Annotated in this window: 10 protein-coding genes; all 10 read left to right on the forward strand. The window is 61.0% G+C overall.

Annotation, left to right across the window (positions count from 1 at the left end):
* Nucleotide 1 precedes the first annotated feature (1 nt).
* The 10 genes from H8K11_15505 to H8K11_15550 all read left to right on the forward strand — a co-directional run bounded on the left by H8K11_15505 (nt 2) and on the right by H8K11_15550 (nt 17,214).
* Nucleotides 2-1,240, forward strand: a complete 1,239-nt coding sequence (locus H8K11_15505) for an MdtA/MuxA family multidrug efflux RND transporter periplasmic adaptor subunit (GenBank protein ID MCS6265158.1) — start codon at nt 2-4, stop codon at nt 1,238-1,240.
* Nucleotides 1,237-4,350: a multidrug efflux RND transporter permease subunit gene (locus tag H8K11_15510; GenBank protein MCS6265159.1), complete on the forward strand. Its 3,114-nt coding sequence runs from the start codon at nt 1,237-1,239 to the stop codon at nt 4,348-4,350. Before H8K11_15505 ends, H8K11_15510 begins: the two co-directional genes overlap by 4 nt.
* Nucleotides 4,347-7,448 (forward strand): multidrug efflux RND transporter permease subunit, encoded by a 3,102-nt coding sequence (locus H8K11_15515; protein ID MCS6265160.1) that lies wholly within the window; start codon nt 4,347-4,349, stop codon nt 7,446-7,448. Before H8K11_15510 ends, H8K11_15515 begins: the two co-directional genes overlap by 4 nt.
* 190 nt (nt 7,449-7,638) lie before the next feature.
* Nucleotides 7,639-8,160, forward strand: a complete 522-nt coding sequence (locus tag H8K11_15520; GenBank protein MCS6265161.1) for an RNA polymerase sigma factor — start codon at nt 7,639-7,641, stop codon at nt 8,158-8,160.
* 103 nt (nt 8,161-8,263) lie between these two features.
* Nucleotides 8,264-9,262, forward strand: a complete 999-nt coding sequence (locus H8K11_15525; protein ID MCS6265162.1) for a FecR family protein — start codon at nt 8,264-8,266, stop codon at nt 9,260-9,262.
* Between the two features lie 355 nt (nt 9,263-9,617).
* Nucleotides 9,618-12,044 (forward strand): TonB-dependent receptor, encoded by a 2,427-nt coding sequence (locus H8K11_15530; GenBank protein ID MCS6265163.1) that lies wholly within the window; start codon nt 9,618-9,620, stop codon nt 12,042-12,044.
* A gap of 50 nt (nt 12,045-12,094) precedes the next feature.
* Nucleotides 12,095-12,904 carry a DUF4198 domain-containing protein gene (locus tag H8K11_15535; GenBank protein MCS6265164.1) on the forward strand — a complete coding sequence of 270 codons (810 nt, stop codon included), beginning with the start codon at nt 12,095-12,097 and terminating at the stop codon, nt 12,902-12,904.
* The gene (locus tag H8K11_15540) at nt 12,905-13,708 is read left to right on the forward strand and encodes a hypothetical protein (GenBank protein ID MCS6265165.1); all 804 of its coding nucleotides are present in this window, start codon (nt 12,905-12,907) and stop codon (nt 13,706-13,708) included. It abuts the gene before it with no gap.
* A gap of 75 nt (nt 13,709-13,783) precedes the next feature.
* A complete protein-coding gene (locus H8K11_15545) occupies nt 13,784-15,817 on the forward strand; it encodes a HAMP domain-containing protein (GenBank protein MCS6265166.1) in 2,034 nt (677 codons plus the stop codon).
* Nucleotides 15,793-17,214 (forward strand): sigma-54-dependent Fis family transcriptional regulator, encoded by a 1,422-nt coding sequence (locus H8K11_15550; protein ID MCS6265167.1) that lies wholly within the window; start codon nt 15,793-15,795, stop codon nt 17,212-17,214. The genes H8K11_15545 and H8K11_15550 overlap by 25 nt, the downstream gene beginning before the upstream one ends.
* Nucleotides 17,215-17,241: the final 27 nt, after the last annotated feature.

Genomic DNA, 17,241 nt, shown 5'->3' on the forward strand with positions numbered 1-17,241 from the left:
GATGGCTGAATCCGTGCAATTTGCAACCCTGTTGAAGCGATGGATGATCGGGCTGTGTGCGGCCTGCCTGCTGGCGGTGGGGGTCTATGTATTGATGACCCGATCCGGTGAAGCCCAGCCCCGCCAGGCGGAAAAGCGGCCCGCCATGGGGGCGCGGAGCACGCCGGTCGTGGCGGTGGCAGCCAAAACCAGCGAAATGAACATTTACCTGAACGGTCTGGGTTCGGTGATCCCGATGAACACCGTCACGGTGAAGAGCCGGGTGGACGGCCAGTTGATGCGGGTGCTCTTCAAGGAAGGGCAGCTCGTGCATAGCGGCGAATTGCTGGCGCAGATCGATCCGCGGCCGTTCGAGGTGCAGCTGATTCAAGCCGAGGGGCAAATGGCGCGCGATCAGGCGCAAATGAAAAACGCGCAGCTGGATCTGGAGCGGTACCGGGATCTCTACAAACAAAACTTCATTCCCAAGCAGCAGCTCGACACGCAGGAAGCGCTGGTGCGGCAGTACGAGGGCATCGTCAAGGCCGATCAGGGACAGATCGACAATGCCAAGCTGCAGTTGACCTATTCCAGCATCACCGCGCCGATCAACGGGCGGGTGGGGTTGCGCCTGGTGGATGCCGGCAATATCGTCCATGCCAACGATCCCAACGGGTTGTTGGTGATTACGCAATTGCAGCCTATCACGGTCGTGTTCGCCCTGGCGGAGGACCATTTGCCGGCTGTTTTCGAGCGGCTCAAGGCCGGGAAGCAACTGGTCGTGGAGGCTTTCGACCGGGAGCAAAAGCGGAAGTTGGCCACGGGGACGCTGCTCACCGTCGATAATCAGATCGACCCGACGACCGGCACCGTCCGCCTGAAAGCGGTGTTTCCAAACGATGACAGCTCGCTGTTTCCCAATCAGTTTGTGAATGCCCGGTTGCTCCTCGATATCAAACAGGGCGTCACGGTGGTGCCGTCCGCCGCCGTTCAGCGCGGGCCGAAGGGCACGTTCGTCTATGTGGTGAACGAGGCGGAGCAAACGGTCAGCGTGCGAGCCGTGACGGTGGGTGTCGCGCAGGGAGAAGAAGCCGCCATCGACACGGGTCTCGCCTCGGGTGAGGTGGTGGTCGTGGACGGGACCGAAAAGTTGCGCGAGGGCAGCAAGGTCGAGCTGCGTCCGGCAGCCGGAGCGGTCCCGGCCAGTCAGGAGGCGCCGGCGCCTGGCGGTGAGGGGCGCACACGAGGGAAGCGGACGTGAACCCGTCGCGGCTGTTCATCGTCCGGCCTGTGGCGACGGTCCTGACGATGATCGCCATTCTCCTGGCCGGGGCGCTGGCCTACCGCCAGCTGCCTGTCTCCGCCCTTCCGCAAGTCGATTACCCGACCATTCAGGTGATGACGTTTTATCCCGGCGCCGGACCGGATGTCATGACCTCGTCGATCACCGCGCCGCTGGAACGGCAGTTCGGGCAAATGCCCGGGCTGAACCAGATGACCTCCACGAGCTCAGGCGGCAGTTCGGTCGTCACCCTGCAATTCAGCCTCGATATCGATCTGGATGTGGCCGAGCAGGAAGTCCAGGCGGCGATGAATGCGGCGGCCACGTTTCTGCCGCGCGATCTGCCGGCTCCTCCGGTCTATAGCAAGGTCAATCCGGCCGACGCGCCGATTCTCACCCTGGCCTTGACCTCGGCCACGCTGCCCCTGCCCCAAGTGCGTGATTTCGCGGAAACCCGGTTCGCGCAAAAGATTTCACAGTTGTCCGGCGTCGGTCTGGTCAGCATCAGCGGCGGGCAGCGGCCCGCCGTGCGCATCCAGGCCAATCCCCGCGCCTTGGCTGCCTATGGATTGACGTTGGAGGATCTGCGAACCGTCGTGGCCGCCGCGAACGTCAATCAGGCCAAAGGCGGATTCGACGGACCCCGGCGCGCGTCCATCATCAACGCCACCGACCAATTGTTTGCCGGCAAGGATTACAAAGCGTTGATCGTCGCCTATCGCAACGGGGCGCCGGTTCGGCTCTCGGAGGTCGCCGAGGTGATCGACGATGTCGAGAATACCAAGCAGGCGGCATGGATGAATGAGACGCCGGCCGTGATCGTCAACATCCAGCGCCAGCCGGGGACGAATGTCATCGAAGTCGTCGATCGGGTCAAGCGACTGTTGCCGCAATTGCAGGGGACCTTGCCATCTTCGGTGCAGGTCTCGGTGCTGACCGACCGCACCACCTCGATCCGCGCGACCGTTCGCGATGTGCAGTTCGAACTAGTGCTCGCGGTGGCGCTCGTCATCCTGGTGATCTTCCTGTTTCTGCGGACGTTACCCGCCACGGTGATTCCGGCGGTGGCGGTGCCCTTGTCGCTCATCGGCACATTCGGTCTCATGTACCTGATGGGCTTCAGTTTGAATAACCTGACGTTAATGGCGCTGACGATCTCAACCGGTTTCGTGGTGGACGATGCCATCGTGATGATCGAGAACATCGCACGGTACATCGAACAGGGGGAGTCGCCGTTTCAGGCGGCGCTCAAAGGATCGAAGCAGATCGCCTTTACCATCCTGTCGCTGACGGTGTCTCTGATCGCCGTGCTCATTCCCTTGCTGTTCATGGGCGATGTGGTCGGGCGGCTGTTTCGCGAATTTGCCGTCACGCTGAGCATCACCATCCTCATCTCCGCGATCGTGTCGCTGACCCTGACGCCGATGATGTGCGCCCGGCTGTTGCGCGAGCGGCGGGCCGAACAGCCTGGCCGGTTCTCGCAGGCGTCGCAACGGATGTTGGATCGTATCATTGCGGGGTACGGGCGAAGTTTGCAGTGGGTACTCCGTCGTCAGCGCGCCACGTTGGTCGTGACGGGAGGCACCCTGGGGCTCACCCTGCTGCTCTTCCTGCTCATTCCCAAGGGCTTCTTTCCACTTCAGGACACCGGTGTCATTCTGGGGATCACGGAAGGCCCGCAAGCGGTTTCTTTCGGCACCATGGGAGAGCGGCAACAGGCGTTGGCGCGTGTGATTCTCGAAGAGCCGGCCGTCGAAAGCCTGTCCTCCTTCATCGGGGTCGATGGGACGAACACCACCCTCAACAGCGGACGGATGTATATCAATCTGAAGCCTTTGGGGGAACGGATGGCGGGGGCGGGCGAGATCATCCGGCGGATCGAAGCACGCGTGGCGGAGGTGGATGGGATCACCCTGCACATGCAGCCGGTGCAGGATCTCACCGTGGAAGATCGCGTCAGCCGCACCCAGTTTCAATATACGTTGGAAGACGCCGATCCTGAGGAGCTGAATCGCTGGGCGCCGAAACTGCTGGAGAGCCTGCAGGTGCGGCCGGAGCTGCGGGATGTCAGCAGCGATCAACTGAATCAGGGGCTGGCGTCGCTGGTGGAGATCGACCGCAATACCGCCTCGCGCATGGGCATCACGCCGCAACTCATCACCGACACGCTCTACGATGCTTTCGGGCAGCGGCAGGTCTCCACCATGTTCACGCAACTGAACCAGTACCGCGTCATTCTGGAAGTGATGCCGGAATTTCAGAAAGGGCCGGAGGCGCTGCAACAGTTGGAAGTGCGCGGGAGCGGCGGGTCGGTGCCGTTGAATGTCTTCACGAGAGTGACCGAAACGACGGTGCCGCTAGTCATCAGCCGGCAGGGCCAGTTTCCAGCCGTGACGATCTCCTTCAACCTTGCGCCGGGAGGGTCCCTCGGTGAAGCGGTGACAGCGATCCGGCAGGTGACGCATGAGCTCGGCCTGCCCCCGAGCATCCGCGGGAGTTTCCAGGGCGCCGCGCAAGCCTTTCAAAGCTCCTTGGAACATGAACCCCTGCTGATCCTGGCCGCCCTGATCACCGTCTATATCGTGCTCGGGATTTTGTATGAGAGTTACATCCATCCCCTCACGATCCTGTCTACGTTGCCCTCTGCGGGGGTCGGCGCGCTGCTGGCCCTGATGTTGTTCCGCATGGAGTTCAGCATCATCGCGCTGATCGGGATCATTCTCCTGATCGGCATCGTGAAGAAGAATGCCATCATGATGATCGATTTCGCCTTGGAGGCGGAACGCAACGAGGGCAAGCCGCCGGAGCAGGCTATCTATGAAGCCGGACTCCTGCGTTTTCGCCCGATCATGATGACGACCATGGCGGCGCTCTTCGGGGCCTTGCCCCTGGCGATGGGCTCGGGGGTCGGATCGGAGTTGCGGCAACCACTCGGAATTGCCATCGTCGGTGGATTGGTGGTGAGCCAGTTGCTGACTCTCTACACGACCCCGGTTGTCTATCTTGCCCTGGATCGGGTGGCCGCTCGGTTCCGGCGCGACCCTGGGCAGGTGCCGGTAACCGGGGCGGTTCCGGTAGGTCAGCGATGAACCTGTCTGCGCCCTTTGTGCGACGGCCGGTCGCCACGACGTTGCTCACCATCGGTGCGACGCTGGTGGGCATCGTCGCATTTCAATTCCTGCCTGTAGCCTCTCTCCCGCAAGTCGAATTTCCCACGATCAATGTGTCGGCCTCGCTGCCGGGGGCGAGCCCCGAGACGATGGCCTCGTCCGTTGCCGCTCCGTTGGAGCGCCAGTTCACCCGTATCGCGGGCGTGACGGAGATGACCTCTTCCAGCACGATCGGCGGAACCAATGTCACGCTGCAATTCGAGCTGAGCCGCGATATCGACGGGGCAGCGCGGGACGTGCAAGCGGCCATCAATGCGGCGCGCGCCGATCTGCCGTCGAATCTGCCGACCGTTCCACGGTACAGCAAGGTGAATCCGGCCGACGGCCCCATTCTCATCCTCGCCTTGACGTCCGAGCTCGTGAGTCGCGGGCAGATGTACGATGCCGCCTCCAGCATCCTGCAGCAGAAACTGTCGCAGGTCGAAGGCGTCGGGCAGGTCGCCGTGGGAGGCGGGTCCCTGCCGGCGATCCGGGTGGATCTCAATCCGACCGCCTTGAATAAGTATGGGATCGGACTGGGTGAGGTGCGTCAGGTCCTGACCAGTACGAACGTAAATCGGCCGAAGGGGCAACTGACAAGCGACGACCGCACCTGGGAAATCCGCACCAACGACCAACTTCAGCAGGCGGAGGAGTATCTGCCGTTGATCGTGGCCTATCGAAACGGGCGGGCGGTGCAGCTGTCCGATGTAGCCTCGGTGGAAATGTCCGTCGAAGATCTCCGGACCATGGGGGTGGCCAACGGCACCCCGGCGGTGCTGGTGATTATTTATCGCCAAGCGGGCGCCAACATCATCGAAACGGTGGATCGGCTGCGTGCGCAACTTCCTCAATTGGAGGCCTCGCTGCCGGGGAGTATGTCGCTGTCGATCGTCATGGACCGTACGCCCGTCATCCGCGCCTCGCTGCACGACGTCGAGCGTACCATGGCCATTTCCGTCGGACTGGTCATTCTGGTGGTGTTCGTGTTTCTCCGGAATCTGCGCGCCACCTTGATTCCGGCGGTGGCGGTTCCCGTGTCTCTGATCTCCACGTTTGGCGTGATGTACCTGTTCGGGTATAGCCTCGACAATCTTTCCCTCATGGCGCTCACGATCGCCACCGGCTTTGTGGTGGATGATGCGATCGTGGTGCTCGAAAACATCACGCGCTACCGGGAGCAGGGGTTGTCGCCGGTGGACGCGGCGCTCCGCGGCGCGAAGGAGATCGCGTTTACGGTTGTGTCGATGACCCTCTCGCTGGTGGCGGTGTTCATCCCGATCTTCTTGATGGGCGGCATGCTCGGCCGGCTGTTTCGTGAATTTGCGGTGACGCTCTCGACCGCTATCCTGGTGTCGTTGCTGGTGTCGCTTACGACCATCCCGATGCTCTGCGCGCGGGTGTTGAAGTCAGAACCGGCAGAGTCCCATGGCTGGTGGTATCGCGTCAGTGAGCGGGGGTTCGGTCTGTTGTCCGGCGGCTATGCGACCAGCCTGGCCTGGGTCCTCCGCCATCCGCGCACGATGTTGGTGGTGACGTTGGGGACCATGGCGCTCACGGTCTATTTGTATATCCTCGTGCCGAAAGGATTTTTCCCTCAGCAGGACACAGGGCGACTCTTTGGAAACATTCAGGCCGCACAGGATATCTCGTTTCAGGCGATGCGTCAGAAATTGACTGACGTGGTGGACATCATCAAGAGCGATCCCGCCGTCGCCAGCATCACCGGCTTTACCGGAGGCGGCAGCCATGCCGGCACCACCAATACAGGACGCATGTTCATCGCGCTCAAGCCTCTGGAAGAGCGAGGGATCAGTTCTGATGAAGTGATCGTCCGGTTGCGCCCCAAGCTGGCGAAGGTGCCGGGAGCGCCGACCTATCTGCAGGCGATTCAGGATTTGCGTATCGGCGGTCGGGCGAGCAGCGCACAATATCAATATACCCTGCAGAGTGTGGATCTGGCCGAACTCAACACCTGGGCTCCGAAGGTCGAGGCCAAGTTGCGGACTGTCCCGGAGATCGTGGATGTGAACAGCGATCAGCAGGACCGGGGGCAGCAATCGTTGGTGGTCTTCGACCGGGTCACGGCCTCACGGCTGGGCTTAAGTCCTCAATTGATCGACGACACGCTCTACGATGCCTTTGGCCAGCGGCAGGTCTCAATCATGTATACGCCGCTCAATCAGTACCATGTCGTGATGGAGGTGGCGCCGCAATATTGGCAGAACCCCTCGGCGTTGCATGATATTTACGTCCGCTCGCCGAACGGCGGGCAAGTGCCGTTGAGTGCCGTGACGCGATATGAGCCGGCCAACACGATCCTCTCGGTGAATCACCAGGGGCAGTTTCCCGCCGTGACGTTGTCGTTCAACATGGCGCCGGGCGCATCCCTCGGGCAGGCTGTGCTCGCCGTCGATCAGGCGATGCATGACATCGGCCTGCCCGCGACGGTGCGCGGTACCTTTCAAGGTACGGCGAAGGCCTTTCAGTCGTCGGTCGAAAATCAGCCCTGGCTGATCCTGGCGGCGTTGGTCACGGTGTATATCGTGCTGGGCATTCTCTACGAGAGTTACATCCACCCGATCACGATTCTCTCGACGCTGCCTTCAGCCGGCGTCGGCGCGTTGCTGGCCCTGCTGCTGTTCAAGACGGAACTGAGCATGATCGCGTTGATCGGGATCATGTTGCTGATCGGCATCGTGAAAAAGAACGCCATCATGATGATCGACTTTGCGTTACACAGCGAACGGATGGCGGAAGGGAAGACTCCGCAGGAAGCGATCTACGAAGCCTGCCTGCTGCGGTTCCGTCCGATCATGATGACGACCGCCGCAGCTCTGCTGGGCGCACTTCCTCTGGCCGTGGGTATGGGGGTCGGATCGGAGTTGCGGCGTCCGCTCGGCATTGCGATCGTCGGCGGCCTGCTCGTGAGTCAGATGCTGACTCTCTATACGACTCCCGTCGTCTACCTCTTCCTCGATCGCCTGAGGCTTCGATGGGTACGAGCCCGGGCGGCTGCTCTGCACCCTGCCGCATAACGGGCCGCTAACCGCTCTCATCCGGCTCCATCCTCACAATTACTTTCTTGCCTGCAATATCCGGAATCCGATCATTCTCTTTTCGCCCGCGAGACCCTAGGCTGCTCCCTCAGAAGTCACAAGATCCCGGCATGGTTGGCAGCGGATGTGTGCACGACCGCCGCGCCGTCTGGCCCAGAGCAACGATGACATGAGCGCCTCACCCTCGATCGATCTGGAACGGTTGTTTCACGAGCATCAGCGCGATCTCCTGGCCATGCTTCGGCGCATGGTGGGATGCCAGGAAACCGCGGCCGATCTGGCTCAGGAAGCGTATATTCGTCTCGCCGATGTTCCCACATCGCAGATCATTGCGTCCCCACGCGCATTCCTGTTTCGGACTGCCACGAATCTCGCGTTGGACCATTTCAGGAAACAGAAATTCCGCGGCCAGCGGCACACGTCACTGGAAGAGGCCGAACAGGTTCCCACCGGCACACGACCGGTCGATGCCCAGGCGCATGACAGGCAATTGGTCGCGACGCTTGAGAAGGCGCTCTCCTCCCTCCCGGACCGCACCCGGGCTATCTTTGCCATGCGGCGGGTGTACGGGTATTCCTACCAGGAAATTGCGGCGCAATTGGGGATGTCTGAACGCGCCGTCGAAAAGCAGCTCGTCAAAGCGATGACCTGCTGTCAGGAAGCGCTTCGTTCCAAAGATCTGCAGGCCTGATGGGGGTGAGGGGGAAAAGAGCGAGCTGACACGTCGGACATATGAGACTATAGTGCGTCGATCGCTCGCATGTTCCCGGTTTGCCGAGCCGCCATGGGCCACCATGTCACCTGAAGACCATCGTTCGCCGGGGCCGTCCGTGCCCCAACCGTCTGATTCGCAACTGATGAAGGAAGCGACTGCCTGGTTTATGCGTCAGGCGGCCGACGATTTTTCCGGCGCCGAGCGCCGCCGGTTGGATGCGTGGCGCGCGCAAAGTCCGGCGCACGCGCGCGCCTACCACCAGGTTCAGATGCTGTGGGATGCACCGGAATTGCAACAGGCCGCGGTCCGGAATGTGGCCGGTGATACGATCGATGCGTTACGTCGGCAGGCGCATCATTCTTGGCGCAGGGGACGCATGGCGGCTGCAGCCGTCTTCTTGCTCGTCGGCATGGCTCTCTGGAGCGATGCGGTATTGATCTGGCTCACATCCGACTATTCAACGGGAATCGGAGAACAGCGGGTCGTGACCCTTCCGGATCGATCGGTCGTGATCTTAAATACGGACAGCTCAATCGCGGTGCGGTATGAGTCCGGTCGTCGGCACGTGGAATTGTTGCGGGGAGAGGCGTCCTTTGCCGTTCAACCCGATCCGGAACGGCCGTTTACGGTTGAGAGCCGCGGAATCGCCACGACGGCCGTCGGCACCCAATTTTTGGTCAAGGATCGCAAGACAGACGTACAAGTCACCGTGTTGAGCGGTTCGGTCCTGGTGACCGACGGGAAGAGACGATCGGATCAGGCCGTTCGTTTGGCTGCCGGCGACCAGGTGTCCGTCGGGCCGCAAGGCGCAGGCGGGGTCGATCGCGTGGATACGGCTGCCGTTGCCGCATGGATGCAGGGTCGTCTGGTGTTCGTCCGCACTCCCCTGGCTGATGTCGTTCACGATCTGGCGCGCTACCATCGCGGGTACATCGTCATCTGGAATCCCGCCCTGCAATCGCTCCCGATCACCGGGATCTATAATCTGTCCGATCCTTCTCATGTCTTCACCACTCTGGCGGACACGCTGCCCATTCGTATGGTTCGGCTCACGGACCATCTGATCGTCATTCGCTAGCCGGCTGTTGCCAAAGGCCGCCGGCGCCGTTCTCGCGTTGCTCACTCCTTCGACCTACCGGAACAGTTCGCCTCAGTCGTTCGCTCGCTGCGGCCTTGCCGGACGGCCTCAACACACTGCTTGCGTCCCGTTCTGATTTTCCATCCCTGCAGCGAATAAATCCGTTTCCCTTTTCATTCTGCCGGGGGGATTTTCTCTTTGTCATACGTCCAGGCACAGGGAGAACACCACGATCGAGGAAACGGACTCCCCAATCCTTGATAGTCCACCGATGGAGGTTTGAATGCGGAACAGTGCCTGCTGCCGACGCCGGTCTATGCTCGCATGGAATCGATGGCGTGACGTCCTTTTCACCATGAATCTGCGGATCCTGCTCCTTCTCATCATGTTGGTATTCACTTCCGCGGGTGTCGATCACGCATCCGCGCAGGGCGAAGGTACGAATGCCGGCGCGGAGCCCAGACCGAAAATCCACTATCAGATTTCTCCGCAGCCCTTGAACAGGGCGTTGCGAGACTTTGCGTTGACTTCCGGGTTGCAAGTCAGCTTTCCGGACGATATGGCACTCGGACACACGTCGGCCGAGGTGGCTGGGTCCTATACGCCCGAAGAGGCTCTGTCGGAATTGCTGGCAGGCAGCGGACTCTCGTTCCGGTTTACCAGCGTCGATACGGTGACGTTGGAGCGGGCACAGCCCTCCGGCATGTCCCAGGCACCGGCAGGAGAAGATCGCCATGCTGCCCCTGCGTCGGGTCACACCAGATCGGCGACATCCTCATCCAGCGTCAAGCCCGTGGTCGTCCCGGAAATCGTGGTCAAAGATGTGCATGAACGGAACGAGCCGGACCAGGAACTGGTGAAGGACATCGCCGGAACGGTGAATGTTGTGACACGCGAAGAAATCCAGCGAGCCAGACCCAAAAACGCGGACGAAATGTTGCGACGGGTTCCCGGTGTCAACGTCTTGGATGAATATGGCCAGGGGTTACGACCGAACATTGGAATACGGGGCATGGATCCCCGGCGCAGCAAAAATATTCTGCTGATGTTGGACGATATCCCCATCCAACCGGCCCTCTTTGGAGATGCGTCGACGTACTACATGGTGCCGATCGAACGCATCGATCATATCGAGGTGATTAAGGGCGGAGCTACGGTCCTCTATTCGCCGAATACTCAGGGCGGCCTGATTAACTTCATTCAGAAGCGGATTCCCACGACGCCGACCTTCTCCACCACGAATACGTTCGGCAGTTTCAACCTGTTTCAATCGGACACGCAGTACGGCGGTTACTTCGGAAATTTCGGGGCGCAGCTCGGATATGTCCGGCGCCAATCGGACGGCTTCAGAGACCGCAGCAAATCACAGTTGGACGATTTCACGATGCGATTCGAAGCCAATCCGGATGACAGAACCCGCATTACGACCAACATCTCCTGGTATGACGAAACGACGCAGACACCGGGAAGTCTCACGCCGACGCAATATCGAAACGACCGCACGCTGGCGGGGAAGCCGCAGGATGAATTCAAAGGACAGCGGGGAGCAATAGACGTGACGGCAAGTCGGGAGATCGACGCCCACAATACGGCTAAGATCATCGTGTACGGCAACGTGTTCGAACGGAATTGGTATATCCAGGATCAAGCCGCGAATGGCACGCTGCTTTCCAGCAGTACGAATTTTTTGCGCAAGTTCAATGTCTTCGGCGTGATGCCGCAGCATCAGTTCAAATTCTCACTGTTTGGATTGGATCAAAAAATCACGTCCGGCGTTCGGTACCACGCGGAGCGGCTCACCGACATCACCGGGATCGGCACAGCCGGTTCGAAGATCAGCCGTACGACTAATAATGCCGATCTGGAGTCGGTAGCCTATGCGGCCTATACGGAGACCGCCATCCGGTTGACCGAAGCCCTCACCATTTCCCCCGGCATCCGGTGGGAGCAGGTCAATCAAAGCCGCGAGACGATGAATGCCGTTCCGCCTGTGGGTGGGAATTTCAAGAGCTACAAGACGACTCAGGGGCTGATCTACGGGACGGGGGTGAAGTACCAACTCACTCCGGACAGCCTGTTGTTCGGGCATGTGCACACCACATTCCGGCCGCCCACCTTCGCGAATGCGGTCGATCCGACGAGCGGAACCACACAAGACCTCTCGGCGGAACGCGCGTTGAGTTCGGATATCGGTGTCCGCTCGAATATCCTGCCCGGCGTGAGTGCGGAAGTCGCCCTGTTTCGAACCGAATTCAGCAACCAGATCGTGCAGCAGGGCAGCCAGTTCGTCAACGCCGGCAAAACATTGATGGAAGGAGTCGAGAGTACCGTCAGTCTCGATTGGGGCGAGATCGTCCGCCCATTGCAAGGCTTCGTCACCAGGGGCAGCATCACGCTTTTGCGGCCGAAATCGCTGTTCGGATCGACAGACGGGAAAGACCTTCCCTATGCCCCGCGTATGACGTTCTACGGATTGGTGGGCTATTACCACCCGACCGGTGCTTCGATCGAGGCCGATGCCCTGTTCGTTGCCCAGCAATTCACCGATGGCGTAAATACGCAAACGGAAAATGCTCTCGGCACCACAGGCGCGATCCCGTCCTACACCATCTGGAACCTCAGGCTCAATTATGCGCCGCCCAAGGCTCGATGGGCGGTCTTCGCCGGCGTGCGCAACCTCAGCGACGAATCGTTTATCGCGCAACGAACGACCGGCAGTTTCATCGGCATTCAGCCCGGAGAAATCCGGAACTTTTACGGCGGCGTGTCATGGCGATTCTAACGAGTAGGGGCAGTGCCCTCCGGGGACTCTCTATATAAGGAGTGTTGACGATGAACAGGAGAAGTTGTGCAGTCGGACTGTGGAGCGCGATGGTGCTGTCTGTTCTTGCGGGGCCTTCTTTGGCCGGGGCCCATTTCGTGTGGGTCGAGGCCGACGCCATCGCGCCGGCTGAAACCGGTCAGCCGCTCAAGATCTATTTCGGCGAATACAGCGAGTTTCTACGGGAGGAACGCGGTGGGCGTCTGGATTCGATCGACGGAGTCACGCTACGTGTGCAGGACTCCAGGCAGGGTACGACTGAAGTGGCTCTGACCAAACAGGTCAATCACTTTGCCGGGGCGCTGCCGTCGTGTCTGCCCGGCCGGAATGCGGTGGTGGCGCAGCAGGCGCAGGCCCCGGTTCAGGATTTACGCAAACACGACATCGGCCTCGTCAAACCGATGTTTTATGCGCGGACCTATTTCATGTGCATGGAAGAGGGCCGTCTCAACGAGCATGAACGGGATCAGGCCGCGCCAATGGCCCTCGACATGATTCCCCTGACCAAGGGACTGAATCTGGCGACCGGGCGAGTCAGCCATGTACCGGGCGGTGAAATCGTCGTCAAGGGCTTCTTCAAGGGGCAACCCCTTCCGAATACGACGATCTTGGTCCATGCGCCCATCGGGTGGGACAAGGAATTAAAAACGGATGGGGAAGGAATTGTGGCCTTCACAGCGCTCTGGCCGGGACGGTATGTCCTGGAATTGATTCACGTCGAAAAAACGCCGGGTGAATTTCAGGGGAAGCCGTACGAGGCGCTTCGGCATCGGAGCACCTTGGCGATTCAGGTGCGGGCTGAGCGTTCAGGGGAGAAATAGATGGGCCGCGGGGCGGCTGAGCGGATCGTCAGGCGGGCGCATCGATGGCTCGGCATAGGGGCGCTTGGTTTTCTCCTGTTGTCCGTCGTGACGGGACTGCTCTGGGCGGATGCGAAGTTTCTCTATTGGGATGAGCACTATAAGGAAAAGGTGCGACCGCTCACGGGGCCGCCGGTGGATTCCGCGACACTGCCGCTCGACCGGGCGCTGGTCCTGGCGAAAGAGGCGGTGGGAGGTCGCGCGCTGGTCGAGCAGGCCACGTTGCGCACCGACTTTGGCCGGCTTTTCTATGATGTGAAGCTCCGGGGGCAAGGCGGCTCGACGACTGTGCTGTTGGATGCCCTGAGCGGCGAGCGCCTGTCTCCGATTACGGAGGACCTGGCTCCGGCCATTGCCATGCAATACGTGCGTCCACCGGCCGCCGTTACGGGCGTGGAAATGGAACGGTACACGCCCAGGAAGAAAAAGCGCGCCTACGATGCCGTGCGTGTCCGGTTCGATGATGCTGAGGCCACGGAGATTGTGCTGGACCGGCAGACCGGTGAAATCCTTGAGGATGAGGGCCGTTGGCGGAAAGTGCATTTTGCCGTGATGCAATTGCACCAGCTGAATTTTTTCGGCTTCGAGAAAACCCTGCTCAATATTCCCGGGGTGCCGATCCTGCTGATGAGTCTGTCCGGGCTGTTCTTGTGGGGATTCCATCGTGCCAGGGCCAGGCGGGCCAGGCAGGCGGCTGTCGCTGGCCTGGCGGCCGCGGTGCCGTCACGATTGCCGGCGACATCCGAGGAAACCACGCGCGCCTGACAGGGTTGGCGCCGGAGCGAGGTGCTGTGGCGTTTTCTTTCGCCCGTTGTTTACAATGTCACGCAGGAGGCCGGCGTGACGATTCGCACCATCAAAGGCCGCATTGTGCTCGCCATCGTGCTGGTGGGCTGTATCCCGCTGGTGATCGGCCTGGTGCTGGCGTCGATGTCCGGCATGCGCTCCCTCCGTGATGTGATCGGCGGAAATTTTCAGGCAATTGCCGAACAGGCCGCCGACCGTTTGACCATGCTCGTTCAGGGTGAAGTCCAGGGAGTGCGGTTGCTCGCCTCAGCCCCCTTGCGGGTTCGCCAGCCGGTCGAGGCCGCCAACCTGTCGTACAAAGGCGAGTGGGCCGATACGCAGCGGCTGATTCAGGAACGCGCGGGGGAGTGGGAGAAGGGGCATGACAGCGCCGCCGGCCTGCTGAATTCTGAATTGTCCCGCTTCCTGCTGGAGACCAAAGTCCGCGACGGCGACAAGATGGTGGGGCTGTTGATCACCGACCGCTATGGGGCGCTGGTCGCAGCCAGCTCGGAACCGGACCATTATTTCCTGAGCCAGGAACCCTGGTGGGAGGCCTTGCAGGCCGGAGGCCTGGACCGGGTCTACGTCAGCGGGTTGATCCCCGGACAGGAAGGATCCTTTCGCTCGCCGGAAGAAACCATCGATATCGCGGTCCCCATCCTGGACGACCATCAGCATGCAGTCATCGGCGCCATCAAGGCGTCCTACCGGTTCGATTCCCTCTTCGCGATGATCAAAGAGATCCGCATCGGGCAGACCGGCCATGCCATGTTGTTCGATGCCGCGGGTCAGCCGCTCGTCTGTCCTATCCTTCCCCGACGTGCGCATCGGATTCCCAGTCAATTGATGGCCATGATCGTCTCGTCGAATCCCGGCTGGGGCATTGCCGAGGACGACGGCCATGGTGCGACCGATACGGTGGTGGGGTATGCGCCCGTGACGGGGCTGAGCCTGCCGGATAACTCCTGGCACGTCTTCGTGCGGCAGCAACCGGAGGAAACCTATGCGCCGATTCGCGACCAGCTGCGGAACCTCGCGTTGATCGGTGTGGTCATGTTGTGTCTGCTCTGGGCCATGGGGCGGTATGTGGCGGCACGGATCGCCCGCCCGATCCAGGTGTTGAAATCGGGTGTGGAAGCCATCAGCCAGGGCACGTACGATGGTCCGCTCGACATCAAGACAGGAGATGAGTTCGAGGAACTCGCCGTGGCCGTGCACCGGATGGCGGACCGGCTGCAATCCTCGCGAACCGAACTGGAATCGCTGAACGCGGAGCTGGTGCATCGGGTGGAGGAGAAGACGGCGGAAATTACCCGCCAGATGCGGAAACTGGAATTGTCCGAACGCCTCGCCACGCTGGGCAAAGTCGCCAGCGGGATCGCCCATGAGATCAATAATCCGCTCGGCATCATTTTGAACCGGATTGAATGCATGGAGGCCGATGCGGCACAGACCGGCGTGCCGGAGGAGGTCGGACGGGATCTGGTGACGATCCGCACGCAGGCGGAACGGATCTCCCGGGTTACGCGCAGCATTCTCACCTTCTCCCGCGGGACCGTCTCGATGTTGAAGCCCCTGGATCTCAATTGCGTGGCGCGCACCTGTGTCGCCATGGCCGGTGAGCGGGTTGCTGCGCTGGCAGTCCGGATTGACGCGCAAGTGGCGCCCGAGTTATCACCGGTGATGGGCGATCGCGATCGCCTGGAAACGGTCCTGCTCAATCTGATCAACAATGCCATCGATGCAGTCATCGGCTCAGACAGTCAAGGGATCATCACGGTGAGCACTGCGCGGGTGCCGATCGACGGAGACGAGTGGGTGCGAATCAGCGTGTCCGATAACGGGCCCGGTGTGCCGACCGAGATCCTCGATCGCATCTTCGATCCGTTCTTTACCACCAAACCGGCCGGCCAAGGGACCGGGCTGGGCCTGTTTCTGAGTTATGGAATTGTCTCGGACCATCGTGGCCGCATTGAGGTGCGGAACCACGCCGTCGGCGCCGTCTTCGATGTGTATCTGCCTGCGGTGGCATTCGGGAACCGGGTTCATGAGGGAACATCATGGGGATTGCAGGAAAAATCCTGATCGTCGATGACGAACAGGATGCGCTGGAGAATTGCCGCCGGATACTGAGTCGTGTGCCGTATGACTGTCTGACCGAATGTGATCCCGCCCGTGCGCTCGATGTGATCCAGCGCGAGCGGCCCGGCCTGATCCTCACGGATTTGCGTATGCCCGATCTCGACGGGATTGAGGTCCTGGCGGCAGCCAAACGGTTCGATCCCTCGGTGCAGGTGGTACTGTTGACGGCCCATGCAACGGTTCAGACTGCGGTCACGTCGATGCGGTATGGCGCCTTCGATTACATTACCAAGCCGTTTACGAGCGCGGACCTGGTGTCGGTTGCCCGTCGCGCGTTCGGAGAGGATGGGGCGGGGCCTGTCGCCGCGGCCGTCGGTGCGCCCGAGCTTCTGGACCCCCCTGAGCAGGCGCGTTCCGGGAAGCGTCCCGGCTTGTCACGAGTTATCGGCGAGAGTTCCGCCATGCACTCGGTGTTCAATCTGATTGAAAAGGTCGCGCCGACGCATTCCAATGTGCTGGTCTATGGAGAAAGCGGAACAGGAAAAGAGCTCGTGGCGCGTGCCATTCACGATGCCAGCCTGCGAGCGGAACGTCCCTTCATTCCGGTGGATTGCGTGTCTCTTCCTGATACGCTGCTGGAGTCCGAACTATTCGGCCATGAGAAGGGGGCGTTTACCGGCGCCCATGTCTCGAAGCCCGGCCTCTTCGAAGTGGCGGCCGGTGGGACGGTGTTCCTCGATGAAGTCAGCGGCATGAGCCAGACCCTGCAGTCGCGTCTGTTGCGGGTGTTGCAGGAACGGCAGATGCGACGGGTGGGGGGCATTCGGTTTCTGGAGGTGGATGTGCGGGTGATTGCGGCATCCAACCAGGATCTTGAATCGGCCTGCCGCCGGGGTGAGTTCCGCGAAGATCTCTATTACCGGCTGAACGTCATCCCTATTGTGTTGCCGCCCTTGCGGACTCGCGAGGGGGATATTCTCCTCCTGGCGCGGGAGTTCCTGCGGCGGTTCATGAAACAGCAGCGGCTGGGCCTGGCGTTTGTGCCGGAGTTGGACTCCTCGGCGTCGGATCTGTTGTGCGGGTACTCCTGGCCGGGGAATGTACGTGAGCTGCAAAACGTCATTGAGCGCGCCGCAGTGCTGGCCGACGGGCCGGTCATTACGAGTGCGCATTTGCCCGACCGTTTGCGGGAGTGCGGGGGCGAGGAAGCAGCCTCCGCCGAAGCCGGCTCCTTCAAACATGCCAAGCAGGCAGCCGTGACGAACTTTGAGCGCAGCTTTTTGATCGATCTCCTCAAGCGTCACGACGGCCACATGGGACGTGCGGCACGGGAATCCGGCGTCGATCGGAAGACGATCGAACGGATGGTGAAGAAACACGGCCTGCGCGAACTGTTCTAGCAGGCGTGAAAGGTAAAACGTAAGACG

The sequence above is a fragment of the Nitrospira sp. genome (assembly GCA_024998565.1).
In the GTDB taxonomy this organism is placed as follows: Bacteria; Nitrospirota; Nitrospiria; order Nitrospirales; family Nitrospiraceae; genus Nitrospira_A.

Excerpts from the sequence above, each read along its gene's own strand:
- H8K11_15540 (MCS6265165.1), top strand. The coding sequence starts at position 12,905 with ATGGGCCGCGGGGCGGCTGAGCGGATCGTCAGGCGGGCGCATCGATGG.
- H8K11_15520 (MCS6265161.1), top strand. The coding sequence starts at position 7,639 with ATGAGCGCCTCACCCTCGATCGATCTGGAACGGTTGTTTCACGAGCAT.
- H8K11_15535 (MCS6265164.1), top strand. The coding sequence starts at position 12,095 with ATGAACAGGAGAAGTTGTGCAGTCGGACTGTGGAGCGCGATGGTGCTG.
- H8K11_15515 (MCS6265160.1), top strand. The coding sequence starts at position 4,347 with ATGAACCTGTCTGCGCCCTTTGTGCGACGGCCGGTCGCCACGACGTTG.
- H8K11_15550 (MCS6265167.1), top strand. The coding sequence starts at position 15,793 with ATGGGGATTGCAGGAAAAATCCTGATCGTCGATGACGAACAGGATGCG.
- H8K11_15525 (MCS6265162.1), top strand. The coding sequence starts at position 8,264 with ATGTCACCTGAAGACCATCGTTCGCCGGGGCCGTCCGTGCCCCAACCG.
- H8K11_15530 (MCS6265163.1), top strand. The coding sequence starts at position 9,618 with ATGAATCTGCGGATCCTGCTCCTTCTCATCATGTTGGTATTCACTTCC.
- H8K11_15505 (MCS6265158.1), top strand. The coding sequence starts at position 2 with ATGGCTGAATCCGTGCAATTTGCAACCCTGTTGAAGCGATGGATGATC.